Source organism: Faecalibacillus sp. H12 (assembly GCF_013361255.1).
Taxonomy (GTDB): Bacteria; Bacillota_I; Bacilli_A; order Erysipelotrichales; family Coprobacillaceae; genus Faecalibacillus; species Faecalibacillus intestinalis.
In genome coordinates, this window is the sequence record NZ_JABWDK010000001.1 from 300,234 (window position 1) to 326,773 (window position 26,540).

At 28.0% G+C, this 26,540-nt stretch carries 25 protein-coding genes, 1 pseudogene and 1 riboswitch; of the genes and pseudogenes, 24 read left to right on the forward strand and 2 right to left on the reverse strand.

The genetic code is table 11. The annotated features are described in order from the left end of the window. Window positions 1–156 precede the first annotated feature (156 nt). Together HUU89_RS01810 and HUU89_RS01815 are read left to right on the forward strand one after the other, a co-directional pair. Window positions 157–909, forward strand: a complete 753-nt coding sequence (locus HUU89_RS01810) for an N-acetylmannosamine-6-phosphate 2-epimerase (RefSeq protein ID WP_175300849.1) — start codon at window positions 157–159, stop codon at window positions 907–909. Window positions 910–941: 32 nt separating this feature from the next. Next, window positions 942–3,731: a GH36-type glycosyl hydrolase domain-containing protein gene (locus HUU89_RS01815; RefSeq protein WP_175300850.1), complete on the forward strand. Its 2,790-nt coding sequence runs from the start codon at window positions 942–944 to the stop codon at window positions 3,729–3,731. A 714-nt stretch (window positions 3,732–4,445) separates the two neighbouring features. On the opposite strand, the pseudogene HUU89_RS01820 reads toward HUU89_RS01815, so the two are convergent. After that, window positions 4,446–4,556: pseudogene (locus HUU89_RS01820) on the reverse strand (IS200/IS605 family transposase); the annotation flags it as partial. A 331-nt stretch (window positions 4,557–4,887) separates the two neighbouring features. On the opposite strand from HUU89_RS01820, the gene HUU89_RS01825 reads away from it, so the two are divergent. From HUU89_RS01825 to HUU89_RS15395, 9 genes are all read left to right on the forward strand, one after another. Beyond that, on the forward strand, window positions 4,888–5,508 hold the full coding sequence (locus HUU89_RS01825; RefSeq protein ID WP_175300851.1) for a TetR/AcrR family transcriptional regulator: 621 nt from the start codon (window positions 4,888–4,890) through the stop codon (window positions 5,506–5,508). After that, the gene (locus HUU89_RS01830) at window positions 5,508–6,269 is read left to right on the forward strand and encodes an ABC transporter ATP-binding protein (protein ID WP_081918938.1); all 762 of its coding nucleotides are present in this window, start codon (window positions 5,508–5,510) and stop codon (window positions 6,267–6,269) included. Before HUU89_RS01825 ends, HUU89_RS01830 begins: the two co-directional genes overlap by 1 nt. After that, on the forward strand, window positions 6,269–7,450 hold the full coding sequence (locus HUU89_RS01835) for an ABC transporter permease (RefSeq protein ID WP_317992315.1): 1,182 nt from the start codon (window positions 6,269–6,271) through the stop codon (window positions 7,448–7,450). The genes HUU89_RS01830 and HUU89_RS01835 overlap by 1 nt, the downstream gene beginning before the upstream one ends. Continuing rightward, entirely contained in the window at window positions 7,437–8,582 is a 1,146-nt protein-coding gene (locus tag HUU89_RS01840; RefSeq protein ID WP_175300853.1) for an ABC transporter permease, read from the forward strand. Before HUU89_RS01835 ends, HUU89_RS01840 begins: the two co-directional genes overlap by 14 nt. Window positions 8,583–8,724: 142 nt before the next feature. After that, window positions 8,725–8,967 carry a DUF3781 domain-containing protein gene (locus HUU89_RS01845; protein ID WP_175300854.1) on the forward strand — a complete coding sequence of 81 codons (243 nt, stop codon included), beginning with the start codon at window positions 8,725–8,727 and terminating at the stop codon, window positions 8,965–8,967. Window positions 8,968–9,525: 558 nt separating this feature from the next. Then, window positions 9,526–9,969, forward strand: a complete 444-nt coding sequence (locus tag HUU89_RS01850; RefSeq protein WP_175300855.1) for a MarR family winged helix-turn-helix transcriptional regulator — start codon at window positions 9,526–9,528, stop codon at window positions 9,967–9,969. After that, complete coding sequence (locus HUU89_RS01855; RefSeq protein ID WP_175300856.1) at window positions 9,969–11,315, forward strand: MATE family efflux transporter; 1,347 nt, start codon at window positions 9,969–9,971, stop codon at window positions 11,313–11,315. Before HUU89_RS01850 ends, HUU89_RS01855 begins: the two co-directional genes overlap by 1 nt. 102 nt (window positions 11,316–11,417) lie before the next feature. Further along, the gene (locus tag HUU89_RS15250; RefSeq protein WP_175300857.1) at window positions 11,418–11,564 is read left to right on the forward strand and encodes an AAA family ATPase; all 147 of its coding nucleotides are present in this window, start codon (window positions 11,418–11,420) and stop codon (window positions 11,562–11,564) included. Window positions 11,565–11,587: 23 nt separating this feature from the next. Then, complete coding sequence (locus tag HUU89_RS15395) at window positions 11,588–11,716, forward strand: DpnII family type II restriction endonuclease (protein WP_411897123.1); 129 nt, start codon at window positions 11,588–11,590, stop codon at window positions 11,714–11,716. 104 nt (window positions 11,717–11,820) lie between these two features. Here the strand turns inward: HUU89_RS15395 and HUU89_RS01870 are convergent, their stop codons facing one another. Continuing rightward, window positions 11,821–12,780 carry an HNH endonuclease domain-containing protein gene (locus HUU89_RS01870; RefSeq protein WP_175300858.1) on the reverse strand — a complete coding sequence of 320 codons (960 nt, stop codon included), beginning with the start codon at window positions 12,778–12,780 and terminating at the stop codon, window positions 11,821–11,823. Window positions 12,781–12,972: 192 nt separating this feature from the next. On the opposite strand from HUU89_RS01870, the gene HUU89_RS15255 reads away from it, so the two are divergent. The 13 genes from HUU89_RS15255 to HUU89_RS01930 all read left to right on the forward strand — a co-directional run bounded on the left by HUU89_RS15255 (window position 12,973) and on the right by HUU89_RS01930 (window position 26,484). Further along, window positions 12,973–13,278, forward strand: coding sequence for a hypothetical protein (locus HUU89_RS15255; RefSeq protein WP_217498392.1), 306 nt, complete (start codon window positions 12,973–12,975; stop codon window positions 13,276–13,278). A gap of 328 nt (window positions 13,279–13,606) precedes the next feature. Continuing rightward, window positions 13,607–14,026, forward strand: a complete 420-nt coding sequence (locus HUU89_RS14635; RefSeq protein ID WP_264472090.1) for a hypothetical protein — start codon at window positions 13,607–13,609, stop codon at window positions 14,024–14,026. 402 nt (window positions 14,027–14,428) lie between these two features. Next, the gene (locus HUU89_RS01880; protein WP_175300859.1) at window positions 14,429–14,860 is read left to right on the forward strand and encodes a recombinase; all 432 of its coding nucleotides are present in this window, start codon (window positions 14,429–14,431) and stop codon (window positions 14,858–14,860) included. Window positions 14,861–14,877: 17 nt separating this feature from the next. Continuing rightward, the gene (locus HUU89_RS01885; RefSeq protein WP_117782209.1) at window positions 14,878–15,720 is read left to right on the forward strand and encodes a spermidine synthase; all 843 of its coding nucleotides are present in this window, start codon (window positions 14,878–14,880) and stop codon (window positions 15,718–15,720) included. A gap of 31 nt (window positions 15,721–15,751) precedes the next feature. After that, a riboswitch (Fluoride riboswitch) is annotated at window positions 15,752–15,824 on the forward strand. Window positions 15,825–15,858: 34 nt separating this feature from the next. Continuing rightward, complete coding sequence (locus HUU89_RS01890; protein ID WP_175300860.1) at window positions 15,859–17,046, forward strand: chloride channel protein; 1,188 nt, start codon at window positions 15,859–15,861, stop codon at window positions 17,044–17,046. 68 nt (window positions 17,047–17,114) lie between these two features. Further along, window positions 17,115–18,089: a GGDEF domain-containing protein gene (locus HUU89_RS01895; protein ID WP_175300861.1), complete on the forward strand. Its 975-nt coding sequence runs from the start codon at window positions 17,115–17,117 to the stop codon at window positions 18,087–18,089. A gap of 69 nt (window positions 18,090–18,158) precedes the next feature. After that, window positions 18,159–19,460, forward strand: coding sequence for an amidohydrolase (locus HUU89_RS01900; protein WP_022002535.1), 1,302 nt, complete (start codon window positions 18,159–18,161; stop codon window positions 19,458–19,460). Between the two features lie 11 nt (window positions 19,461–19,471). Further along, window positions 19,472–19,723 carry a kinase to dihydroxyacetone kinase gene (locus tag HUU89_RS01905; protein WP_119363289.1) on the forward strand — a complete coding sequence of 84 codons (252 nt, stop codon included), beginning with the start codon at window positions 19,472–19,474 and terminating at the stop codon, window positions 19,721–19,723. Window positions 19,724–19,817: 94 nt separating this feature from the next. Next, entirely contained in the window at window positions 19,818–21,170 is a 1,353-nt protein-coding gene (locus tag HUU89_RS01910; RefSeq protein WP_175300862.1) for a Wadjet anti-phage system protein JetA family protein, read from the forward strand. Next, window positions 21,163–21,801, forward strand: a complete 639-nt coding sequence (locus tag HUU89_RS01915; protein WP_022002533.1) for a DUF4194 domain-containing protein — start codon at window positions 21,163–21,165, stop codon at window positions 21,799–21,801. The genes HUU89_RS01910 and HUU89_RS01915 overlap by 8 nt, the downstream gene beginning before the upstream one ends. Continuing rightward, window positions 21,770–25,012 carry an ATP-binding protein gene (locus tag HUU89_RS01920; protein WP_175300863.1) on the forward strand — a complete coding sequence of 1,081 codons (3,243 nt, stop codon included), beginning with the start codon at window positions 21,770–21,772 and terminating at the stop codon, window positions 25,010–25,012. Before HUU89_RS01915 ends, HUU89_RS01920 begins: the two co-directional genes overlap by 32 nt. Next, window positions 24,999–26,216 (forward strand): Wadjet anti-phage system protein JetD domain-containing protein, encoded by a 1,218-nt coding sequence (locus HUU89_RS01925; protein WP_175300864.1) that lies wholly within the window; start codon window positions 24,999–25,001, stop codon window positions 26,214–26,216. Before HUU89_RS01920 ends, HUU89_RS01925 begins: the two co-directional genes overlap by 14 nt. Then, complete coding sequence (locus HUU89_RS01930; protein ID WP_032089991.1) at window positions 26,188–26,484, forward strand: nucleotide pyrophosphohydrolase; 297 nt, start codon at window positions 26,188–26,190, stop codon at window positions 26,482–26,484. Before HUU89_RS01925 ends, HUU89_RS01930 begins: the two co-directional genes overlap by 29 nt. Window positions 26,485–26,540: the final 56 nt, after the last annotated feature.

The window sequence follows — 26,540 nt, forward strand, 5'->3', positions numbered from 1 at the left end:
TAATTGGATAACATATGGTGATTTCAAAAAATCTACACCTTTTATGTATTTTGTACAAAAAATAAGAGTTTTATACAATAATATAAACATTATATGAACTAAAATGAATATGTAATGAACAAATAAGAATAAATCAAATAAAAAAGGAGAAGAAAAATGAAAACAGATGATCCAAGAAAAAAACAAATTTTAGAAAGCTTAAAAGGAGGTTTAATTGTTTCATGCCAAGTACAACATGATGATCCAATTTATACAGATAACATGGTTGTAAAAATGGCAGAAGCTGCTAGATGGGCAGGAGCTGTTGGTATTCGCGCAAACTCACCAGAACAAATCAAAGCAATCAAAGAAGCGGTTCCTGAACTTCCAATGATTGGTTTATGGAAAGTCTGGCATGATGATACAGACGTTTTTATTACGCCAACAATGAAAGAAGTAAAAGCTATTTGGGAAGCTGGCGCAGAAATTATTGCTTTAGATTGTACAGCACAAGTAACACATGAAGGAACACAAGCTTGGAATTTAATTAAAGAAGTGAAAAAAGAAATTCCAGAAGCAATTATCTTTGCTGATGTTTCAAACTTAGAAGAAGCGAGAAGAGCAGTAGAAAATGGTGCAGATATTGTTGCTCCAACACTTTATGGATACACAAAAGAAACTTCACATATTGAAGGGGCTGACTATCGTATGTTTGCTCAAATGTGTAGAGAATTAAAAGATGAAGCTTATGTCATGATGGAAGGTCATTTATATACACCAGAAGATGCTATGAAATGTATTTTCTTAGGAGCGCATAGTGTAGTTGTTGGAAGTGCAATTACTAGACCTCATTTAACAGCTAAACGTTTTGTTGATTTATTAAGTGGTTATCAAGATAATTGGCGTGATGCTGAAAAGGCAAAACATTAGATAATAATTTAAAATACGGGGAGGTAAAAAAAATGGAAAAAAGTTTCGGTTCAGGTAACTTTGGAACTTGGATTTATGATGAATTTCAGTTACCAGCTTATAAATATACATGCAATCAATATCAAATACCAGAAAAGATGCCATTAGTAAATAAAGATTCGATATGGGGAGATTATCGTAATCATTTTAGTCAAATAGGGAATGATCGTATTATAGGACTTACTTCAAATTTTGGATATATAAAAATTAGACAAGACGAAGGAGGTCCAAAAATTTTAAATGATTATGATCCTAAAAATGGGCAATATGCTGGTGGTTTTGGATATTTCACAGATGGTAAGGATTGTTTATCTACATTTTATCAAGAACAACAAGATTTTGAACGTTATTTTGGATGTGGGTATTTTAAGAAAACTATAAAAAATAAAAATTATTCTATAAATCAAACTGTTTTTGCACCTTATGGTGATGATCCTGTACTTATATCAAAAATAAGCATTACTAATAATTCAGGTAAAAATATTCAAGGAAAATGGTTCGAGTATTGGGGACATGATGTTTATCAAATGACATATCGTGCTCAACAATATGCAACTTATAGAGAAGTAAGAAATGATTATCCTTATTATTTTAGAAAAGAATTTTCAAAAAACTTTAAAAGAACTTATACAAAAATTGAAAACGGGGCCAAAGTTGATTTTCAGTTTACAGGATTTCATTATCCAAAAAAAGATACAAAAAACAAGATTGCATCAATAGATGAGGTCAATGAACTAATACATCCCTTTGTAAGCGATCATGCTACATATGAGGATTTAAATATACCGTCTATGTTTGTATCTTGTTTAAATGATAATGTTATCAATAAAATACGTTTTTCTGGTAAATCTTTTTTTAAAAACAAAGACTTATTAAATCCTTCAGGAATATATTCTAATGAAGATTTGTTAGAAAAAGATGCATTAATTGTTAATAGTGAATTTGAATTAGGAAAAGACGAAACGATTGATCTTTATTACTTGATAGGATATTTACCAGAAAATATTAGTTATGAAAATTTAGTAATCAAATATAAATTTCTTAAAGATCATATATTAAGTGATACCATGAAGGAATGGTCGAAAGATTTAATGACAATGGAAGTATTTAATTCAAAAGAAGAATGGATTAAAAGAGAGTTGGTATGGCACAATTATTTTTTACGCTCTTGTATCACATATGATACTTCATTGCATCAACATATATTAAATCAAGGATGTAATTACCAATATATTATTGGGAATAATGTATTTGTTAGAGATATTGCTCAGCATTTAATGCCTTATATTTATTCTGATCCTAAAATGGCTAAGGAATTAATAGATTATGAATTAAAAATGGTAGATAATGATGGGATGATCTTTGGTGGATTAACAGGTAATGGTGTTTTAGTACAAGATCCACGTGTAAAAAGTGATTTGCCAGTATTTTTTGTGAAAAATAATGCTGGAGGATCTGATATTGGTAAGCCTCGAGAAGACGGAAGACCACCTTTAGAACAACGATATGATGATCAAGAGTTATGGCCACTATGGGTTGTAAGTGAGTATGTTTTGGCTACGAGAGACTTTGATTATTTAAATGAAACAAAAGTAGGCTTTTTTTCATTAAATAAAAATCCTAGAACGGTATTAGAAATATGTAAACAACTATTTGATTATACAAAAAATGTTGTAGGTACAGGGAAGCATGGATTGGTTCGATTGTTATGGAATGATTGGTCTAGGGCGCTTTATCATAAAAAAAGAAGGCCAGTTCCTCCAGAAGATGCTAAAACTGCATCTAAAATTGGAGAAAGTTTATTTACATCTGGGTTAGCAACTTATTGTACACAAATTTTTGCACAATTGTTACGTGAAATAAATGATCCTAAAGCAGAAGAAGTTCAACAGTATTGTGATGAAATGAAAGAAGCTATTAATGAAATATGGAATGGAAAGTGGATCCAAAGAATTTGGGTAAATGATAGATATGGGTTTGTAGGAGATAAAGATGAATTTTTTTTAGAAGGACAACCTTGGGCGCTTATTTCAAATACATTATCAAAAGATAAAGTAAAAACATTAATTCGTAACATGAAAGAGTTAATAATGGATCCATCACCTATCGGTGCTATAAAACAACGAGTGTCTCCAGAATTTCCTGAAAAAAGTAATGATGGATGGGTCTGGTGGTCTTTAAATGGACCATTGATTTGGGGGTTGGTTCAATATGATCCTAGCTTGGCTTTTAAAGAATATTTAAAGAATAGTCTTGCAAATCATGCAACTCAATATCCTGATATTTGGTTTGGAATTTGGTCAGCGGATGATAATTATACATCGTTTTTAAATGAATATCCTGGTTATACTCGTTTTAGAGCTGGTGTAATAGAAAATAAAATGAATTATATGAATGGAACTCCTGATGATTATGATTTACCAGATGCTATCAACTTTCCAGTTGCATGTGTTCATCCACATGCTTGGCCACTTTATGATATTGTAAAATTTTTACAATTAGAATTCCATGTAAATGGTTTCAAAATGACGCCATCTATTCCTAAAGATGAATATAAAGTGTCAACCAAATTAATTGGCTATCAACAAACCAAAAAAGAAATTAGCGGTTATTATAAGCCACTAAAAGGTGGAAAATGCCGAGTTGAAATAAATTTAATGTATGTTAAGAATAAATTTACTAAGTTATTTGTCAATGGTATAGAACATGATTTTTCATTAAATAATAATAGTGTTTCTTTTATGGTTGATATTGATGATGAATTGACATGGAAGTTGTTATAAAATGATGATTAAGTACTAAATATTTTAAGTGTGTTTTTATGAACAGTTAGTTTTGCTAGTGAATTTTTAAAAAATTACTAGCAAAGGTAAATCAAATTAACGAAAGGTAAAGTAGATATTGTATAAATAGAATATTTTTGTAGGAAAAGAATGTATAAAATGTAGATTATATTATTCTGTATGCCTACAAAAATGTATTGAAAGAATGTTAATGATAACAAATAATCATAACCACGCCTAAAAGACGTGGTATGTACTCGCCCTGGAAGGGCACGATGTTGCTAAAGGCTTCACTTTCTGAAGCCTGACAGTTGCAACGCCTTTACTGGCTAGCCCTCAAAGGGCTTTTGTTTTTGTTCTTTTTTACTACAGAGCACGGTGGGGTGAGTAGGTAATTCTACCTATATATAGAATATCCTGAATTTTTATAAGTCGCCGTCAACTTTTTAAGCACAAACAAGTGGGATTTTAAGCCCGGACACTTATGATTGTATAATAAACAATTCGTCTGTTTTCGCTAGTTGACAGTCAATGCCACTTCTAATATTAAAAACCATAGAATTTCTTAAAAATCTTGTTTATGAAGTAACTTTAAGTGCTTCGGAAAATGCTAAACAATAACTCACCTAATTTCGAATTTTCTTAAATGTTTTCAACTTGTTTTTAAGTCATCTTTTTTTTCGTAAAAATGTTGATTTTATTTATACACTTTCTTACTGTATCACAAAAATACGCTTTCGCCCCAAAATGCCTACTCCCGTATTTATATTTTAAATTTGCATGTCTATTAAATATCATCAATGTTGATTTTGATTTTAAATACCCACATTATATCTACCACTGTATATTTTGTTTTTTAATCTCTTCCTTATTAAAGTATTTATCTTCGTATTTTAAGTTGCTTGTAGCCTATATTGGATTATTGTTCTTAAAATATACTGTTTTTATTGTTACTTCTTCGCACAAAATCAAAATCATGTCAATAGATAATAAAAAAAGCACCCCTATATTTTATTAAATATAAGAATTCTCTTAAAAAAGTCTTAACTTAATGACATTGGGATACAGAGTATCCTTTTTCTTTACTTTAATAATGAATTATTTTATACTTATAACAAGAGTTATATATAACATATGTTATATAAAGGAGAAATTTATGTCAGCTAGAAGAAAAATTCAAAAAGAAGATATTATACAAGAAAGTGTTTCAATTGTTGCTAAAGAGGGAATAAATGCTTTAAATGCTAGAAAGATTGCTAAAAAGCTAGGCTGTTCAACACAACCACTTTTTTATATTTATGAGAATATGGATGTTTTAAAAAAAGATGTGATAGATGAAATTGTAAAGATTTTTGATCGAGAAGTTTTAAAAAGTGAAACAGGTCAATTAGAATACAAGGATATTGGAATCAATTATATTCGTTTTGCTAAGGAAGAGCATGAATTATTTAAAATTATGTTTAACCGAAAAATAAATGAAGGAGCATTTGATTTTATTGATTTAACAGGATCAGCAAAGACAATCCTTGAAACAATCTCTAAACAAACGGGTATGTCAAATGAAGATGCCAAACAATTCCATTTAAGAATGTGGTTATATGTCAATGGGATTGCTAGTTTAGCAGCCAATCAGACCGTTGAATTTAATGATGAAGAAATTGCAGAATTGTTAAAGGATCAATATGTTTCAATGCTTCTTTATGAAGTAAAAAAGGGAAATGTAAAAGAAGAAATTTTGGCACAACTTATTAAAAAGAATAGGGAAGGAAAAGAATGATGGAAAAAGTAATAGAGGTTTCACATCTTACAAAAGAGTATAAAAATTTAAAAGCAATTGATGATTTATCCTTTAATGTTTATCAAGGAGAAATTTTAGGATTATTAGGACCTAATGGTTGTGGAAAAAGTACAACTATTAACTCTATTTTATCATTACTTAAATATCAAGAAGGATTTATTAAGGTTTTTGGTAAAGAAATGAAACCTGATTCTTATGATTTAAAAGCAAAGATAGGAGTTATTTTTCAAGAAGTAGCTGTTTTTGATGAATTAAATGTTTATGATAATATCAATTATTTTTGTGGTTTATATATTCGAGATAAAAAACAAAGAAAACAATATGTTGATGATGCAATTAACTTAGTAGGATTAAATGATTTTAAAAAGTTCTTACCTAAACAACTTTCCGGAGGTTTACTTCGAAGATTAAACATTGCCTGTGGGATTGCTCATAAACCTAAACTTATCTTTTTAGATGAACCAACTGTTGCAGTTGATCCACAAAGTCGTAATCATATTTTAGATGGTATAAAAAAATTAAGAGATCAAGGGGCTACAATTGTTTATACAACACATTATATGGAAGAAGTAGAAATACTTTGCGATCGTATTATTATTTTAGATAAAGGAAAGATCATTGCTCAAGGAACAAGTGATGAATTAAAGAAAGAAGCAAATATTGAGGAAAAGATTGAACGTGTAGGTCCAACTCTTAATGACGTTTTCTTAAAGTTAACAGGAAAGGAATTGAGGGATTGATGTTTATTCATAATCTAAAGTATACAGTTAAAATACTTTTTAAAAATAAAGTTCTTATTTTTTGGATGTTTGCTTTTCCTATTATTTTAGGTATTTTCTTTCACATGGCTTTTGAAAATATTGAAAAAGACGAAGCTTTACAAGTTTTTGATATTGCAGTTATTGACAATAAGGAATATCAAAACCAAACAATTTATCAAGAAACCTTTAAAGAGCTTTCTGATAAAAAAAATAAGGATCAGTTATTTCATATTCATTTTGTAAATAAAAAAGAGGCGGAACAGCTTTTAGAAGATAATGAAATAGAAGGATATGTTCTCTTTAATAAACAAGAACCACAAATTGTGATTAAAGAAAATGGTATGGAACAAACAATCTTGCAATTTGTTATGGATGAAATTAAACAAAATAAGAGGATGATAGAAGATCTAACAAAGAAACAAATTGAAGATGAAATACAGCAAGGAAACTATAATTTTAATGTTCAACAAATTGTACATGATATTCTTCAAAAGCTCAATAACCAAGAAGTATCTTTAAAAGACACATCAAGTAGTCATTTAAGTTATATGCAAATTGAATATTATACCTTAATTGCCATGGCTTGTATGTATGGTGGGATGTTGGGCTTAACAGCTATTAATAATCAATTGGCGAATATGTCCGCTAAAGGGAAAAGAGTTTCTGTTTCACCAAATAAAAAAGGAATACTTGTCTTATCTTCAGCACTAGGTTCTTATTTAGTAAGCCTTGTTGGTTTAGCAATTCTTTTAATCTTTTTAAAATTTGGTTTAAATGTTGAATTTGGTAGTCAATGGTTTTATATAATCATTCTTTCTTTAGTTGGTGATTTAGCAGGTATTTCGATGGGAATATTTATTGCTTCTGTTTTTAGAGTTTCTGAACAAGCAAAAACAGGAATTAATATTGCGATTTCTATGTTTTTCTCGGTTCTATCTGGGATGATGGGTGTTACTTTAAAATATGTTATTGATAAAAATATACCTATTGTTAATCTTATCAATCCTAATAATTTGATTACCGATGGTTTTTATGCTTTATATTATTACAATACATTTAATCGATATATCAGAGATATTTGTTGTTTAGGAGTATTTATTATTGTATGTTTATTTATTTCTTTTAGGGCTTTAAGGAGGGAACAATATGATTATATTTAGTACCGTTTTTAAAATCTTAAATAAATTAAAAGGAAACTTAATTCTTTATACAGTGATCTTACTTGCAATTACATTATTTAATACAACTTCTGGTAATATGAATCATTATGAGGCAACCAAACCAGATATTTTGATTGTAAATAAGGATCAAAACAATGAAATAACCAAAGGATTTGTTTCGTATTTAAAAGAACAAGCGACATTAAAAGATATCGACATCAATGATCAAGAAAAAGTAGACGATGCATTGTTTTATCGTGATATAAGTTATGTTGTGTATATTCCTGAAAACTTTGGTGATGATCTTGTAAATGATAAAAATCCAACGATTGAATATAAATCAAATGGTAATGAAAATGCATCTTTTACCCAAATGTTAATTGAAAAATATATAAAGACAGTAAATCTTTATAAAGAACATTATCAAGGTAAAGCTTTAAATCAAAAAGTCAAACAAGTGATTAACCAAAAAACAAAAGTAAACCTCCACACATCTTTAGATAGTTCTAAATTGAATCAAGTGAATGTTTATTTTAATTTCTTAAACTATGCCTTACTTGCTGGGGGAGTTTATTGTATGACAATGATTCTTGCAAGTTTAAATCAAGAGGGTGTACGTAAAAGAACAATTATGAGCAGTTTTTCATATCGTAAATATAATTGGATTGTTTTTGCTTCTTTAGGTCTTGCTTCTTTTATTGTATGGTTAGCCTATATGATTATTAGTTTTATCTTATTTAAAGAAATTATGTTAAGTGGGAATGGGATTGCTTATATTTTAAATTCATTTGTTTTTTCAATATGTAGTTTGGCCGTAGGATTCTTAATTGGAACTATTACCCATAATAAGCAAGCTATTGGAGGTATTGTCAATGTTGTTGCTTTAGGAACATCGTTTCTTTGTGGATGCTTTGTACCAATGTCATTTATGCCAAGTTATGTTTTAAAGATTGCTCATATTTTACCAACGTATTATTTTGTACAAAACAATGAACTTATTAAAACATTAGAATATTTTAAATTAGAAACATTACAACCAATAATTATTAATGGTATTATTGTTTTAGGATTTACCTTAAGCTTTGTTTTGATTACCTTAATGATTAGTAAAAGAAAACAAAAGATTGGGTGAGTGTATGAAAGAATTTCTATTAATTGTTGCCATTGTTATTTTAATGAATACAAAGAAACAAATATCAAAAGATCATTATTTAAGTTTAGGAATTTTAATGGGATGCAATAGGATACTATTTTAAAAAGGACAAGTCATCAAGATGGATAAGAATGAATTATTAATGAATATTTATAAAATTCACACAACACATTTAGGTATATCAAGAATTAAAAGAAATTTAGGAATTGAAGAAGATGTTGTAGAATTTTGTAAGAATAAAGTTTTAGATAAAAAGAGTTTGATATATCGTAAAGGGAAAAACTGGTATATTGAAAATGGTGCTATAAAAATAACAATTAATGCAAGAAGCTATACCATTATTACGGCACATATAATAAAATAGATTTTCACAAGTTGTGCACATTATGCGCATTTTATTCACATTGAAATTATAATATAAAGTTAGGTTATCATCATTTTGATATAGGACAATCATATGGTAATGAAAAAGGTATAGGCAAAGATATCCGTAAACATGTCAAGTAACCAAAGAAAGTATTGTTCAAACCATTGAAACAACGGGACTAGGTTATTTAGATAGGATGATTATTCATAGAGCTTAACCTTAGGAGAAAGTCAATCAAAGCGATGATCGTTATCTAGAAGGAAATAAAATTGCTTGTAAAGTTTTAGAAGATGTTTATAAGGAAGGTAAGTTAAAAGCAATTTGTGAAATTTTATATGAAGAATTTCGTGCAGAACACATGGATTTTATTGATGTTCCAGCTACTAATACTTCTATTTTAGATGAAGATTAAAAAGTGATGTTATTTGGGTTTGCTATAGAGCATAACGATTAAAAGATATTGACAATTTGTTAGTATCTTTTTTCTTGACAATCTTTTTTATAATTATATAATTACCAATGATAATTATCATTGGTAATTAATGGGAGAAATTAATGAAAAGCGAAAAAGTAAAAGAAATGTTAGATAGCTGTTACATGGCTAAAAGGATTTTAGATATGTTGCCTAAACTTCCTGAAGGAGTTTTACCATCCTATGTACGTTATTTAGAAACGATTATCGAACTTGAAGAAAAAAATCAAAAAGTGAAGGTTTCAGATGTGAGTGAAGTTTTAAATCTTCCTCGTCCGGGAGTTACACGTACAATTCATGCAATGGAAGAAAAAGGATATTTAAAAAAAGAAACAGCTAAACATGATGGACGTGTCACTTATGTGACCGTTACAAAAGCAGGAAAAATGATTTTTGAAAAATACAATAAAGATTATTTTCAAAAATTAGCCTTGTGTTTGAATCATGTTTCTAATGATGAAGCAGATTGTATGATTCAAACTATTGAAAAGTTTTATGAAGTTATGTGTGAAGGGAGAGAAAGATAATGGATCACTCTAAATCAGATTTTACGCAGGGAAGTATTTTAAAAAAATTATCATTATTTATGATTCCCGTTTTAGGTGCGCTTATTTTACAAGCGGCCTATGGAGCGGTTGATTTACTTGTTGTTGGAAGATTTGGAACAACAGCAGGACTTTCAGCAGTTTCTACAGGAAGTCAAGTTTTAAACTTGATAACATTTGTGGTAACACAATTTGCGATGGGAATTACAGTTTTAATTGCAAGATATATTGGTGAAAAGAAAATGAATTCGATTGGTGCTTTAATAGGAGGAGCAACGGTAGTTTTTGCAATTATTTCTGCAATTATATTTGTAGTTATGATTACGTTAGCATCACCAATTTCAACTTTGATGCAAGCACCTAAAGAAGCACTTGGTTTAACTGCTACTTATGTAATAATTTGTGGGGCAGGTATTTTCTTTATTGTTGCTTATAATCTATTATCAGCGATCTTTAGAGGTTTAGGCGATAGTAAATCACCTCTTTTATTTGTGACAGTTGCCTGTGTTATTAATATTATTGGTGATTTAGTTCTTGTTGCAGGATTACACTTAGATGCAGCAGGAGCCGCAATGGCCACTGTTTTTGCACAAGCAATCAGTGTTGTTTTTGCTTTAATGTTATTATTTAAAAGAAAATTACCATTTAAAATTACAAAGCATGATTTTAAAATCAATTCACATTGTGTTCGAGCTTTAAAAATTGGGTTACCATTAGCGCTTCAAGAATGTTTAACACAAATTTCATTTTTAGCTTTATGTGCTTTTATTAACCGTTTAGGATTAGAAGCATCATCCGGTTATGGTGTTGCTTGTAAAATCGTTAACTTTGCCATGTTAGTACCAAGTTCATTAATGCAATCAATGGCTTCTTTTGTTGCTCAAAATGTGGGTGCTGGTGATGAAAAAAGAGCAAAACATGCAATGTTTACAGGAATGGGTATTGGCTTAATAATTGGTGTTGTTGTCTTTATCTTAGTTTTATTTAAAGGAGATTTACTTACAAGCATTTTTACAACAGAAAAAGCCGTTATTTTACAAGGTTATGCTTATTTAAAAGGATTTGCTATAGAAACAATTGTAACAGCAATATTATTTAGTATGGTTGGTTATTTTAACGGTCATTATCAAACGGTATGGGTCATGGTACAAGGACTTATTCAAACACTTCTTGTACGTTTACCGCTTTCTTACTATATGTCAATTCAACCACATGCAAATTTAACAAATATTGGTTTAGCTGCACCAATTGCGACAATTGTTGGTATTATACTAAATGTATGTTTCTATATTTATTTAAGTAAAAAAATGAAAAAAGAAAATGCTTAGGAAGTGTGAAAAACACTTCTTTTTTAATGGAATGATAAAATTTGATTTGAATATTTAAATAGTACATAGCGATCGTATAATAATACCGAAAGGGTGATTACCGTGAAAAAGATACCAACAGGAATTAAAAGTTTTAGAAAGCTTAGAGATGAAAATTATTACTTTGTAGATAAAACACGGATGATTAAAGATTTTTTAGAAAGAGGTTCTGAAGTAACGCTAGTTACAAGACCATCACAGAAGAAATAAAAAATATTAATGGAATTACTTTTATTTGGGTAACAGATGGTCAAGGATGGAATACTGCAAAACATAATTTAAAAGAAATATTTGATGTTTTAAAACATCTATATTGCATTAAGGATTTAGGAAATGGTATTCTTGAAACAATAATTAAATGATAAAAAATATAAAATACATAACATATAAAAAATCGTTAAAATATATAATTATATTTCTAACGGTTTCTTTTTTTATAACAAATTTTAAAATTATTTTATCTTTGTTAAATTTTCATAGCTAAATAAAACTTATCAACATAATCATTTTCTATAGCTAAAAGTAATTCATCTTTATACTTGCTATCATTAATTAATTTAACTAGTCGAACATTCCTTTCTTTTAAACTCTCTATTACACCTTGAGAAGGAATGATATTTGATTTTGATGAATTATTTGATTTGCTTGTTAAAACTAAGTTCCAAATATCATCACTGTACATGAAAGACCACGGAATGACATGATCAACAGAAATATCATTTTCTTGTAATACTTTTCCAGTATAAAAATCAATTGCTTGATAGTTATTGCTTTTTAAAAGAATATTTTTATATTTTGTTAAACTGCTTCTTTTAATAGTATTATCAGAAATGCCTTTTACTTTAGAAGCAATTCTTGGAGAATGATTAAATTTTTCAAGAAGTTGAGCCCATTTAAAATTAATAAGTTGAGATAAAACAAAACTATATTCTTTAAGCGATAGTACTTGTTGTTTAGTAAAAGAAATAAACATGCAATTTTTATCTAAATAATAAAGATCATATTCTTTTTTATTTGCTAATTTAAATCTCCAAGAAACATCATTTTTTAATGTTTTAGCACTGTCGTTGATAATTTTACGATATTGTTTTTCATGTTTTAAAATAGTCTCAGCTTTATCAAACCAAACAGGAACATGAGTACGTTGAATAGATTCATATAGATTAATTAGAAGATTGACATTTTGAACTAAAATGGGAATTTTCTTTTTGTTTGGACTTTGATCAAGATGAAAGAAATAGGTTTGATTCCAATAATATTTAATCATCTTTTTTGCAATATGTTGAAATGTAAAAGTTACTTGTTTATCTAATTGATTTGTTTCAAAACATAGTTCAATAATAGCTCTTCCCCATGCAAGTTTATATGTATTATCATTATTCATATTTTCTATAATTTCTAACCATTGTTTGATATAGCTGTTCATTTTATTTCTCCAAATATTTAATATTATTTCTTTATAAATTTTAACATAAAGAAAATGAATTTAAAAATTAATTTCTCTATATTTTGTTTGATAGCACTTTTGCATAATGCTATGATTAAGAGAAAAAAAGCAAACGCTTAGGAGGAAAAAGAAATATTTGATAAATTATTTGAACCGATACAGATTCGTGGCATGGAATTAAAAAATCGTGTTATGATGTCTGCGATAGGTACGCATGAAAGTGTGGAAAGTGAAGGCAGAAAAAGTGTTATAGATAAGTTGATTGCTTATCATGTAGCACGTGCTAAGGGTGGCAATGGTTTAAATACGGTTGAGGTTACTGCTGTTGACAAAGCAAGTGCACATTTTGGATTTTTATTTATAGCTGGAGATAAGTATACTAATGGCTTAAAAAAATTAAATGATGTAGTACATGATGCTGGTGATAAAACATGTATTCAACTTTGGCAAGGAGGTTTAGCTGTTGCTTTAGATTAAAAATCAAAAATTCTAGTTCCAAATGATATACCATTAAATGCAGAATATACTGTGCAAGAAATTACTTTTGAAAGATTATTAGATGTCATTAATAAGTTTGGTGAGGTAGCTAAATGTTCAGTTGAAGCTGGATTTGATTTTTTAGAATTTCATTGCGCTCATATTAGAATTTCATTGCGCTCATAATTATTTACCACACTCAATGTTTTCTAGTGGAATCAATCATCGAAGTAATGAATGGGGTGGGAGTTTTGAAAATTAATAGAAATTTCCACTTTAATGTATTAAAGCTATTCGTCAAAATATATCAGAAGACATGCCTCTATTTTTGAAAATAGATTGTCATGATGATATGCTTGAAAGTGGATTAATTCTTAAAGAAGTGATTGACTTTTGTAAAGATGCTAAAGAATATGGTGTCAATGTTTTAAATATATCACGTGGAAATATTATAACAGCTGTAACTCTTTATGAAGTAGCTCCTGTAGATATTAAAAATGGATTCAATGTAGAAGATGGTGAACGTATTCGTAAAGAAATAGGAATGTTTACAATGCCTTGTGGACGTATCAATACTCCTGAATTTGCTGAAAAGATATTAGAAGATGATAAAGCAGATTTAATTGTAATGGCGCGTGCGCAACTTGCCGATGCAAATTTTTGTAATAAAGCTAAAAATGGTCAAGTGAATCAAATTCGTTATTGTAGTAATTCTTTGTATGATCCAAGTATCAAACATATTACGTGAATAAGAAATCCAGGATTATTAGAAGAAGCAACAGATAGTCTCTCTATGACTTCACATCCTAAAAAAGTTGTTATTGCAAGTGGAAAAGAATATTTATAAGATGGTGTTATTATAGCAGTTGTTTTAAATCAAATGACATAAGTGATTATGAAAAACTTGACATATCAACTCATATTATTGGTGATTGTAAAAAAGCAAATGTTGCTTTGATGCGTTTAGAGATGCATGTTATGCAGTATTAGATATTAATAAATAATAATAAAACAGGATGAACAATAATTGTGTTGTAATATTCCTGTTTTTAAATTATTTTTAGAATTAGTATAGAACAATTATTAAATATGATAAAATTAGATAAAAGAAAATTGATTATAATAGTTTAAAACCAAAGGAGATCTGTCTATGTATTTTAAAGAACCGTTTGACAAAGAAAAAATTGAAAAACAACATGAAGAATTATTAAATATTTTTAAAGAAGATCTTTCAAATCTATCTGATAAAACAATTAAGAAACATATACAAAATGTTGATTTCTTTATCAATGAATATTTATTAAATCGTAATAATGCAAATTATGAAGAAGTTAATAATGAAGTTGATTTGTTCTTTAGAGATTTCTTTATTAGAAAATGTATGTGGTCTTCACCAAATTCTATAAAAGAAACAGCAGCTCGTTTTAAAAAGTTTTATAAATCAATGATGAATCATGATAAATTTAAAAAAGATGACTATAAATGTTTATGCGATACCATTAAAGATGAAATGAAATCTTGGCAAGAATCATGTGATTACTATGATAGTGGAAAACCAAATTGGGATCCGTTTAAATTTTAAAGGTAGGGTAATAAGAATTGTATAATGATAAGATTGAAATAGAAAGCCCTTATGGACATATTACCATTAGCTATGGTCGACATAATAAGCATCGAGTAAGAGTTCTTGATATAGATGGTGGTATGGAATCAGCAACTTATATAGAAGAAGAATTACAAAATGAATTACTTTTTGAATATATGTATTTATTTGATTTAATGTTTGATGAAAATTATTTAGAAGATAGACAAATTAATGATGTTTTATTAATTGGTGGTGGTGCTTTTCATTATCCTAAATATTTTTTAGCACATCATCAAGGAAATATTGATGTTGTTGAAATTAACAAAGTTCTTTATGATATTTCTAATAAATACTTCTATTTAGAAGAAACTATTAATAAATTTGATAAGAATAAAAATAGATTTCATTGTTATTTTGAAAATGGAAGAGATTATATAAATAGAAACAAAAAGAAATATGATGCTATTTTAAGTGATGTCTTTATTGGTGAAAATTTAGTATTAGAACTTCATTCATTGGAAGCAATCAAAAGAATAAAAGAATCTTTAAACCCACAAGGAATTTATATAACAAATATCATTGGTTCATTAAGTGGTAAATATAGTCAAAATATAAAAAATGTTGTAAAAACACTCAAACAATGTTTTAAATATATTTATGTCTTTAAAGCACAAGAAAAGAATGAGCATCAAAAAAGACAAAACTTAATCGTTGTTGCAGTAGATCAAGAAGTTCATTTTAATATTGTAAGTTATCATAATATTAATCAAAAGAGATATCATCAAGGAATGATCAATCATGTTGATGATATTGATTATACAAATGGACATATTTTAAGAGATAAAAATTTATTATAATTATTGTTTTATCTTAAAAAATATGATAAGTTTAATCCATGGGAATGAAGTTCTCCCTCGATTTATATCGAAACCGCTATTTGGCTAATGACTTCTGTGTAATACACAGGGTGATTAGCTTTTTTTGTAGGAGGAAACATGGAAAATAAAAAAGAATTATTAAAGTATATGATATTTGCAGGTGTTATGGGAATCGTTGTAGGAGGTATTGATACTGTTTTTGGTAAAGGACTTATTTTAATAGGGGAGATAAGAAACAAATATTTTTGGTATTTAATTCCTTTTTTACCAATTGCAGGAATAGTGATTACTTGGCTTTACTATCACTTTAATGAACTGAGTTTAAAAGGAATGACACTTGTCTTTGAAACAGGTCAACAAAAAAGAAAAGAGATTCCTTTAGCACTTATTCCTTTAGTTATGATTGGAACATGGTTAACTCATTTATTTGGAGGAAGTGCAGGTAGAGAAGGGGTGGCTGTACAAATTGGAGCGACGCTCTCTCATTATTTTACAAAATATTTTCATTTTCCTAAGAATGGAAAAGTTTTGTTGATTACCGGAATGGCAGCTGGATTTGCTGGATTATTTCAAACACCACTTACTGCTTTGTTTTTTGCTATGGAAGTTATGGTTATAGGTAAAATAGAGTATGAAGCTTTACTTCCAGGGGTTATAGCATCTTTTACTGCTTCTTATACGTCGCATTTTTTAGGATTGGAAAAGTTTAGTGTAAATATTCAACAAAGTATTAATATGAATGATTTAAAAAATATGATGTTAATGATTCTAGTAGGAATTATTTTGGGAATTGTTGGAAGAATATTTTCAACGTCGTTGATTGCTTTAAAAACATTTTTTAAAAATAAAATAGAAAATCCCTATAAAAGAATAGGTTATATTTCTATTTTATTAGTGATAGGGCTAATGATTTTTAAAGGAAGATACAGTGGCTTAGGCACAAATTTAATTGATTTATCATTTTATGGAAATGTGACTTATTATGATTGGTTTTTAAAACTTATTTTTACTGTTGTAACTCTTGCAATTGGATTTCAAGGTGGAGAAGTAACACCCTTATTTTCAATAGGAGCAACTCTAGGATTTATACTTGCCCCAATTTTTCATTTGCCTATTGAATTATGTGTAGCTTTAGGATATACGGGAGTTTTTGCTTCAGCAACAAATACACTTTTAGCACCAATGATGATAGGTTTAGAAGTCTTTGGTGGGCATCAAATGATAGCATTTCTTATTATATGTATTTTTGCTTATTTAGTTAATGGAAATAAATCTATATATACTGCCCAAATCAAAAATTTTTAACAAACATTACATGATGAAAGGCTTTACATTTTGCTATTTCAAAGATAGAATAGTAATGGTGATGGAAAATGGAATTTGATGAATTATTTACAAAATTAAAGGTGAATCCATTAAAACTCATTGAGTCAATTGTTCATGCTGATGGATCATCAGTTATTTTGTTTAAAAATAGAAAAAGTGAAATCTTATATGTTAATGATCAGTTTTATCAAAAACATCCACAGTTTAAAAATAATAAGGAAGCAGTTATTGGTAAAACTGATTTTGATTTGTTTCCGGACTCACAAGAACACGCTAAACAAGCTTTTGAAGATGAACAACGTGTCATGGAAACAGGACAAGCAATTAATGTTGTAGAAACTGAAGGAAAAAATCATGATGGCTATACGCTTATTGCACATACAAGAAAATATCCGTTATATGATAGTCAAGGAGAAACAATCGGTGTTTTTGTTATTACAGAAGATATGACAAGTGATGTAAAGGCACTTAGAGAAAATCAAGAAAAAGCCAAAATTTTAACAAAGCTTAATGTTGAACTTTCACAAGAAAACGCTACAGATGCTTTAACACAACTTTATAATCGACGTTTTATTCATGCAGAATTAGATACATTGCATAAAGAATATTTAGAAAATAATACACCATTTTCTATTTTGTTATTAGATTTAGATAACTTTAAAAGTGTTAATGATAATTATGGACATCATATTGGAGATGAAGTTATTAAACATGTTGGAACTGTTTTAAATAATATCAAACATCAAAAATATCCAACTATAGAGCCATGTCGTTATGGCGGAGACGAATTTTTAGTTATTCTACCAGCTTATCAAAAAGATGGGGCAGTTTCAATTGCCAGAGATATTAAAGATGCCTTTGATCATGTTATTTTACATGCTGGTGCTTATCATGATATCGTAAGATTAAGTATTGGTGTTGCTGGTATTCGTGATGAAGAAACAATACAAGATTTATTAAATAAATGTGATCAAAGAATGTATATTTCAAAAAGAGATGGAAAACATCGTATTACTTATTGATGATAGTGTAAAAAGCTATCATCATTTTTTATTTTGAGATATAATAAAATCAACAAGGAAGTGATAAAAATGTATGAGGCAATCAAACAACTTGCACAAAAATACCATCAAGAAACAATCAATCAGCGCCGAGATTTTCACCACTTTGCTGAAAGAGGTTGGTTAGAAATACGTACAGCATGTCAAATTGCAACTACTTTAGAAAACTTAGGTTATGAGGTTTTAGTAGGAAAAGAAATTATGGATAAAGATGCGCGTATGGGATTACCGCCAGAAGCGATTTTTAATATTAATTATTTACGTGCTAAAAAAGAAGGGGCAAATCCTAAATATTTAGAACAAGTTAAAAATGGAATGACAGCTGTTGCAGGTATCTTAAAAAACGGTGTAGGGCCTGTTGTAGCTATTCGTTTTGATATTGATGCTTTAGGGCTTGTTGAAGATTCAACAGATGGGCATTATCCAAAACAAGAAGGTTTTTCTTCTTGTCATTTAGGAGCGATGCATGCTTGTGGCCATGATGGTCATGCATCTATTGGTTTAACAACTGCTAAAATATTGATGGAGCTTAAAGAACACTTACACGGGACTTTGAAAATTATTTTTCAACCGGCTGAAGAAGGTGTAAGAGGAGCAAAATCCATTTGTGAAAGTGGTTTTTTGGATGATGTCGATTATATTTTTGCAGCGCATATTATGCCTCGTGTTAAAGATTACGATCTTTATTTTGGAATGAATGAATCATTTGCAACAACGAAATTAGATGTCATTTATCATGGAGTTTCAACACATGCGGCAGAATCTCCACAATTCGGTAAGAATGCATTGCTTTCAGCAGCTAACTGTATTATTAATTTGCATTCGATTCCTCGAAACAGTGATGGACAAACACGTGTCAATGTAGGAACGGTTCATGCAGGAACAGGTAGAAATGTTGTTCCTGATACAGCAAAACTTGAAATAGAAGTACGTGGTGTAACGACAGAATTAAATCGTTATATGGAAATTTACGCAAGAGATATTATTAACGCCTGTGCTTTGATGCATGATACTGTTGTTGAAATTAAACAAATGGGGAAAGCATTTGCTTTAAATTGTGATGAAGATTTTATGAATCAAATACGAAATATTTGTGTTAAAGAAATGCCCGATTTAAAATTACCTCCAGAAAATTTAAATCCATTAGGAGGTAGTGATGATTTTTCTTATATGATGGAATATGTCCAAGTTCATGGGGGTAAAGCTACTTATATGAAATTATTGACAGATATTACAGCTTCACCTCATAACACATCATTTAATTTCAATGAAGAAGTACTTAATAAAGGACCACGAATCATGGCGTCTATCGCTTATACATTATTAAAATAAAGGAGCTAACTATGTTAGAATTTAAATATGATACACAATTATTGATTGAAGGAAAAAATCTAAATGAAGATGAAATTAGTGAATATTTTACAACACATTTTAAGGGAGATTGCTTGTTAGCTGTTGGAGATGATGAATTGATTAAAATTCATTTTCATACAAATGAACCATGGAAGGTTTTAGAATATTGTTCAACACTTGGTGAAGTCTATGATATTGTTATTGAAGATATGGATCGACAATCAAGAGGATTAAAAGGATAAAGATGCGAAAGCATCTTTTTTAATAACTTAAAAAATGTTATAATTGCAAAGCTATTTATAAATAAAAAAGAGTTTTTAATGATTGGAGGTAACCATGGTTAATATATTTGATACATTACCAAGAAACTTTTTTAATATATTTAATACAGCTGATCGTGTTGTTATCAGTGAATGTATTTGTGTTCTTTATGAGTATATTAAGGATGATGCATCCTTTGCATCTTTAAAAGAAAACTTGATTTATGAGTTAACAAAATATTTTAGTAGTCACTTAATTGAACTTGAAGAACTTCAAAGTCAATCGCCAAGAGAACGTGCTTTTTATGTTTATCGAAGATTAAAAGAATGTGGTTGGTTGAGTGAAGAAGTAGGGGAAAACTATCATGTGTATGCTAGTTTTGAAGATTATGCTATTAGTATTATTGAAACTTTAATGAATTTAGAAGAAGACAGAGACATAGAATACTCAAGTATGGTTTATAGTATTTATTCGCAGTTTAAAAATTTTGATATTGAAAATGGCCATAAGATTCTTGATGCACAATATAGTATGACAAAAAGTTTAATGACAAAATTAAAAAATTTGAATACAAATATTAAGCGTTATATCAAACGTCTTGTTCAAGATAATATGAAAAATGATTTAAATCAAATTTTAGATTCTTTATTAAGTGATTATCAATTAAAGATAGTAGATCGTGCTTTTTATAATCTAACAACTAAAGATCATCCTTTAAAATATCGTAATAGTATCATTTCTCAAATTCAAAGAATACAAGATGATCAAGCAACATCTGAAACGATTATAGGAAATATCATGCTTTCTAAAGATTTAACTTATCAAGAGGCAATGGATTTGTTTTATAAACAAACATCTTATATTATTGATGCCTTTGAAAGTATTTTAGATTTAATTAATGAAATCAATCGTAAAAATGAAAAGTTTGTTGCTTCAGCAACAAATCGTATTATGTTTTTAATGAATGTAAAAGAAGATATTGGCGGAAAAATCAATGACATCATTAAAGAAGGGCAAGAATGTCCAGAAGTGTTTGATCAAGTAGCAACGATTTCAATTAATAAATACTTAGATCAAAATTCTTTATATTTACCACGACAAATAAAAAAAGTTAAAAATATGGATTTGATTTTAGATACACAATTAGATGAACAAACACGTTTAATGGCGATTGAAAAACTAAAACAAAATGAAAAATATACAAAAACAGCCATTGAAAAAAATGTTTTACAATGTTTGGATCAACAAGAAACAATATTGGGTTCAAATTATTATGATCAAAATAAAGATTTATCTTTATTTATTTTGACATGGCTTTATGGTTATAGTCAAAATGCTCGATATAAAATAGAACCACAAGAAAATATTATAAAGAAAGATCATTATCAATTTAGAGAATTTATAATAAGGAGAGTTGAAGATGAATAAAAATGAACTGATGAAAAATATGTCACAGGCATATTTGTTATTATCTGAAAAAAGAAAAGAAGAATTTTCACGTATTTTAAATCGATTATTAGCGGTTAATTTTATTTGTGGTGGAAGAAAAAGAGATCGCGAAGATTATTATTTTATTAGTGAAAATGAACAACTATTTAAAGATTTTTTAATGATGCTTGATTATGATTTTCATTTATATAAAGCAGACCGTGTAATCTATATCCATAATTTAAATAATTACAATCATTTAAACCTTAATCAAATGCAAACAATTGTTTTATTGTTACTTAGAAAACTTTATTTTCAAAAATCACAAGAGTTACAAGATACTGAATTTATTCATATTTCCCTTGGGGAACTTCATAGTGAAATAGAAGCAACTGGTATTTATAACGAACGTCTAAAAAAGACAGATTTAAAAAATATCTATCATTTCTTGTCAAGATATAATATATGTGAACGTATTGGTGATTTAAACGAAGATGATACACGTTTAATTATTTATCCAACAATTAATTATATTTTACCAATTCAAAAAATAGATGAAATCAATCAACGTATTCAACAATATAAAAAAGGAGATCACGATGAAAACATTAACGAAAGTGAAACTGATTAATTGGCATACTTTTTCTAATGAAGAATTTGAAATCTATAAAAATGCCTTAATTACTGGAGAAAATGGAACAGGGAAATCTACAATTTTAGATGCGATTCAATATGTTTTAACTGCTGGTAAATGTAAATTTAATAAAGCAGCAAGTGATATTGGAAATCGTACATTAGAGTCTTATATTCGTTGTAAAACAGGAATTGAAGGGCATGAATTTGTTAGAAATGGTGATGTGACAACTTATATTGCATTAGAGTTTTATGATGAAAAAACAGAAAAATATCAAATTATTGGAACTGTTATTGATTTACCAGCTGGTGGAAGATTAAATAGAGATTTTTTTCAAATTATTGATTGTAAAATCAGCGATGTAGCATTTATTGAAGAAAGAAGAGTTTTGACGAGAAAAGAATTTAAAAAAGCTTTAATTGATCATCAACAAACAGGTATTTTTAAAGATACAATTAAAGAAGGAGAAAGTTTATTTGGAAATGCTTTAGGTGTTAAAAGTAAATATTTTGATTTAGTAACGAGAGCACTTGCTTTTAAAGCGATTGATAATGTTTATCAATTCATTGTTGACTTTTTATTAAAAGAAGACTTTGTTGATATTCAAAATTTAAGAGACAGTATCAAACACTATAAAGTTCTTGAAGAAAAATTAAAAATATCTAAAAAAGAATGTGAATCATTAGAAGGTGTTGTAAGTCAATATGACACTTATTTAGATACGCACTTTCAAATGGATGTTTTAGAATGTTTAAAAGAAAAATTACAAGAAAAGCAATTACAAGCTATTATTGATAATAGTCAAAAGAAATATCAAAAAATAAACGATCAGCTAAATTTTGTACAACAAAAACTTACACAATTAAATCAAGATGAAGAAACTTATCAAGAAAGATATCATCGTTTAGATGAATCATTAAGAGAAAACGAAACCTATAATTTAAAAAATGAATTACAAAAAGAAAGTGAACAACTCAAAAAAGAAAAAGAAAAAAAAGAAAACAGTTATCAAACTCTTATAACAGAAATTAAACAAGAAATACAATTATTAAAGAAAGTAAAAATACCAAATAGTTATATCCAAATTCTTCAAAATCAAGATTATCAAACAGAAACATTGACACATGCATTTAGAAATATTGTAGAAGAAGTTTCTAAAAGAACAAAGGATGTTACTGAAAAAATATCACATTTAAAAATTGAAATGACACAAACAGTTGATCGTTTTAATGAATATTGTAAAGAATATGATTCTCTTAAAGAAAATCAACTTTATTATAGAAAAGAAATTCAAGAATTAATTCAATTATTAAATGAAAAACTTACAAGTCATTATGGAAAAACAATTGAAGTTAAACCATTATGTGAATATATTGAAGTTAAAGATGAAAAATGGCGAAATGCATTAGAAGGATATCTTAATAGTCAAAGATTTGATTTAATTATTGAACCAGAATATTTTGAATATGCATTACTTGTTTATGAAGAATATAAAAATAAAAGAGGTATATATGGTGTAGGAATTGTTGATGTTGCGAAAATGTCAAGATATGAAGATGTGGATGTTAAAGACACCCTTGCAAGTCAATTAGATTGTAAAAATACATATGCTAGATGGTATGTCAACATGTTGCTTTCTAAAGTACAATGTGTCGATGATGTTACACAACTTAGAAATTATGATACAGCGATTACGCCAACATGTATGCTTTATAAAAATTATACAGCACGTGCAATCAATCCACGTATTTACAATAAACCATACATTGGATTAGGTGCTATTAAAATTCAATTAGCGACAATTGAACAAGAATTGGAAAACCTAAAACAAGAAATCAAATTACAAAAAGCAAATTATGAAGATTTAAAAAATGGTCAAGCATTATTAAATCAATCCAAAGCAGATCATATCTTCTATCGCTTAGATTTAATTGATGAATATCATAATTTACTAAAAGAATATCAAGAAATTAATGATCGCTATGAAAAATTAATTTTAGATGATTCACTTATTTCTTTACAAGAAGAATGTGATGCAGTAAAAAAACAACTTGAAAAAACAAAAAGAGAAAAAGAAGACTCACTTATGAAAAAAGGAAGTCTTGAAAATAATCTAGAAACATTTAAAGAACAACTTGAACAAACTCAAGAAGAATATCAATTATTACATGAAAAAATAGTTCAATTTGAAATGGAGCATGTTGATGTTACTCAAGTAGCTGATCAACAAGTCGTTATTTATTTAAAACGTTTTTCTAAAGATTTTAATGGTATGAAAAATGATATTGAACAACAAGGAAACGGTTATCAACGAAAGGCAAACCAAATTGAAAATCAAATAGTCATGAAAATGAAAGACTATAATGATGCATATAATATTGGTTTTGAAAATGCTTTAACAGATATTGAAAGTTATAAACAAAGATACCATCAATTAAAGGAGATGGATATTGTTTCTAAAGAAGAAAAAACAAGACAAGCAAAACTTAAATGCGAGGAATCTTTTAAAACATCTTTTATTTCTGGATTAAATGAAAAAATTGAAAATGCAAAAAAAGATATTGCTGAATTAAATAAAGGATTAGCACAAAGAGATTTTAATGGTGAAACCTATGAATTCTGTGTTTCACCAACTTCAAGAGATGATTTTAAAGAATACTATAAGATCATCCAATCAGGAAAAGAATATATGGTGAATAATCTTTTATCTGAAACATTAAGTGAAAGTCAAAGAAGAATTATGGATGATTTATTTATTAAATTATCTTCTGTAGAAAATGATCAAGAAACTGAACAAATGCTCATGGAATATACAGACTATCGTAATTACTTAGACTATGATATTAAAATCAAATATGCAAGTGGAGACTTTGCTTATTTTTCAAAAGTCAATAAAGAAAAATCTGGTGGGGAAACACAAACACCATTCTATGTTATTATGGCAGCAAGTTTTGAACAAGTTATCCGTAACCGAAATCAAAATGAAGATTTTGGTTGTGTCGTTATTTTTGATGAAGCATTCAATAATATGGATGAACAAAGAATTCAAGAAATGATTAAATTCTACAATGAACGTGAAATTCAAACATTTATTGCAGTACCACCTTCAAGAGCAAGTACGATTATTCCTTATGTTAATACAAGATTGCTTGTCATTAAACAGGGACAACAATCTTTTGTAGAAGGTTTTAAAGATGAACAATTATAGAAATGAAATCTTAAATGAGTTTATTGATCGTTATGAAAAAAGTAGTTATTATAAAGGAAAAAGTGAAAAACCAAGAAAGATTTCTATTGTTTTGCATAAAAAATTTCCTGAATATGGACATAGCTTTCATTATGAAGAAACAAATGAATTAGAAAATATTGCTTTTCAATTACAATCTCAAGGATTTGTTGAATTTTCTAAAAAGAGCATTTTAGGAGATAGAGAACTCATTTTAAATCAAGAAGAAAATTGTCTTGATCGAATTTATAAAGAATTAAAAAGAGTACCAGTTAAAGAGAAAATAATTCATTATGTAAAATTACTTGATCAATATCAGGAAGAGACATTTATTAAAGATTTTGTTGATGAAATGAAAAAAAGGGCGATTCATCAACAAAGTCTTTTGCCTTATTTAAAAGTTTATGATGAAAATGATTTAGAAAATGTTATGAAAATATTAAAGGGAATGATTGATCAAAAAGATGAAATCTCTTTTAGAAGATTTTCTGAAAAAGTATTGGGTGATACAAAAAAGTTAGAAAAGTATAAAAATAAAATTGTTCATATTATTAAAGATTTTTATGATGATACATTAGATAATGAAAATGATATTTTTGAAGCGTTTTATATCAGAAAAAATCCAGCGTATGTTTATTTAAAAGGAAATGCTATTTTACAAATCAATGGACAAATCATTAATTTGAATGAAATGCATTATTACTTTGTCTTACCGAGTATTTGTATCAAAGATTTAAAAATAAAAAGAATTGATGCAAAACAGGTGATGACTATCGAAAATTTAACATCTTTTCACGATGTATCTTTAAAAGACACTTTCTATATTTTTACAAATGGTTTTCATAATCATGCAATTGAAGCATTTTTAAAATGTCTTTATGATTTTTTAGGAGAAAGCGTTCATTATTTTCATTTTGGCGATATCGATGCAGGTGGCTTCAATATCTATGAATCTTTAATAAAGAAAACGCAAATTCCTTTTCAAATGTATAAAATGAATATAGAGATGTTAAAGAAATACAAGGATTATACAAAGCCTTTAACTCAAAATGATCGAAAGAGATTGTTATCGTTTAAAGAAAATCAAAATGAATTGATTGATTATATGTTAAAAAATAATGTCAAGTTAGAACAAGAAATAATAGGAGAAAATGAGAATGAAAGAAAAGACATTAACACGTATTAGAAAATTTACAGAAGATCGTCATTGGGAAAAGTTTCATTCACCTGCTAATCTTGCTAAATCTATTTCAATAGAAGCAAGTGAACTTTTAGAATGTTTTCAATGGGATGAAGAAAATTTTGATTTACAACATGTTAAAGAAGAATTAGCAGATGTAATTATTTATAGTCAGGATTTATTAGACAAACTTAATTTAGATGTTGATGAAATTGTTGATATGAAAATGGCAATGAATGAAAAGAAATATCCTATCGATAAATGTAATCAATAAATAACGAAAATGGCAGAAAAGATGCCATTTTTTTAATTATGTAGAATAATTTGCAA

Bases quoted from the DNA above. Each gene is read 5' to 3' on its own strand.
- HUU89_RS01810 (WP_175300849.1), top strand. From the start codon at position 157: ATGAAAACAGATGATCCAAGAAAAAAACAAATTTTAGAAAGCTTAAAA.
- HUU89_RS01815 (WP_175300850.1), top strand. From the start codon at position 942: ATGGAAAAAAGTTTCGGTTCAGGTAACTTTGGAACTTGGATTTATGAT.
- HUU89_RS01825 (WP_175300851.1), top strand. From the start codon at position 4,888: ATGTCAGCTAGAAGAAAAATTCAAAAAGAAGATATTATACAAGAAAGT.
- HUU89_RS01830 (WP_081918938.1), top strand. From the start codon at position 5,508: ATGGAAAAAGTAATAGAGGTTTCACATCTTACAAAAGAGTATAAAAAT.
- HUU89_RS01835 (WP_317992315.1), top strand. From the start codon at position 6,269: ATGTTTATTCATAATCTAAAGTATACAGTTAAAATACTTTTTAAAAAT.
- HUU89_RS01840 (WP_175300853.1), top strand. From the start codon at position 7,437: ATGATTATATTTAGTACCGTTTTTAAAATCTTAAATAAATTAAAAGGA.
- HUU89_RS01845 (WP_175300854.1), top strand. From the start codon at position 8,725: ATGGATAAGAATGAATTATTAATGAATATTTATAAAATTCACACAACA.
- HUU89_RS01850 (WP_175300855.1), top strand. From the start codon at position 9,526: ATGAAAAGCGAAAAAGTAAAAGAAATGTTAGATAGCTGTTACATGGCT.
- HUU89_RS01855 (WP_175300856.1), top strand. From the start codon at position 9,969: ATGGATCACTCTAAATCAGATTTTACGCAGGGAAGTATTTTAAAAAAA.
- HUU89_RS01870 (WP_175300858.1), bottom strand. From the start codon at position 12,780: ATGAACAGCTATATCAAACAATGGTTAGAAATTATAGAAAATATGAAT.
- HUU89_RS15255 (WP_217498392.1), top strand. From the start codon at position 12,973: ATGGAATTAAAAAATCGTGTTATGATGTCTGCGATAGGTACGCATGAA.
- HUU89_RS01880 (WP_175300859.1), top strand. From the start codon at position 14,429: ATGTATTTTAAAGAACCGTTTGACAAAGAAAAAATTGAAAAACAACAT.
- HUU89_RS01890 (WP_175300860.1), top strand. From the start codon at position 15,859: ATGGAAAATAAAAAAGAATTATTAAAGTATATGATATTTGCAGGTGTT.
- HUU89_RS01895 (WP_175300861.1), top strand. From the start codon at position 17,115: ATGGAATTTGATGAATTATTTACAAAATTAAAGGTGAATCCATTAAAA.
- HUU89_RS01900 (WP_022002535.1), top strand. From the start codon at position 18,159: ATGTATGAGGCAATCAAACAACTTGCACAAAAATACCATCAAGAAACA.
- HUU89_RS01905 (WP_119363289.1), top strand. From the start codon at position 19,472: ATGTTAGAATTTAAATATGATACACAATTATTGATTGAAGGAAAAAAT.
- HUU89_RS01910 (WP_175300862.1), top strand. From the start codon at position 19,818: ATGGTTAATATATTTGATACATTACCAAGAAACTTTTTTAATATATTT.
- HUU89_RS01915 (WP_022002533.1), top strand. From the start codon at position 21,163: ATGAATAAAAATGAACTGATGAAAAATATGTCACAGGCATATTTGTTA.
- HUU89_RS01920 (WP_175300863.1), top strand. From the start codon at position 21,770: ATGAAAACATTAACGAAAGTGAAACTGATTAATTGGCATACTTTTTCT.
- HUU89_RS01925 (WP_175300864.1), top strand. From the start codon at position 24,999: ATGAACAATTATAGAAATGAAATCTTAAATGAGTTTATTGATCGTTAT.
- HUU89_RS01930 (WP_032089991.1), top strand. From the start codon at position 26,188: ATGAAAGAAAAGACATTAACACGTATTAGAAAATTTACAGAAGATCGT.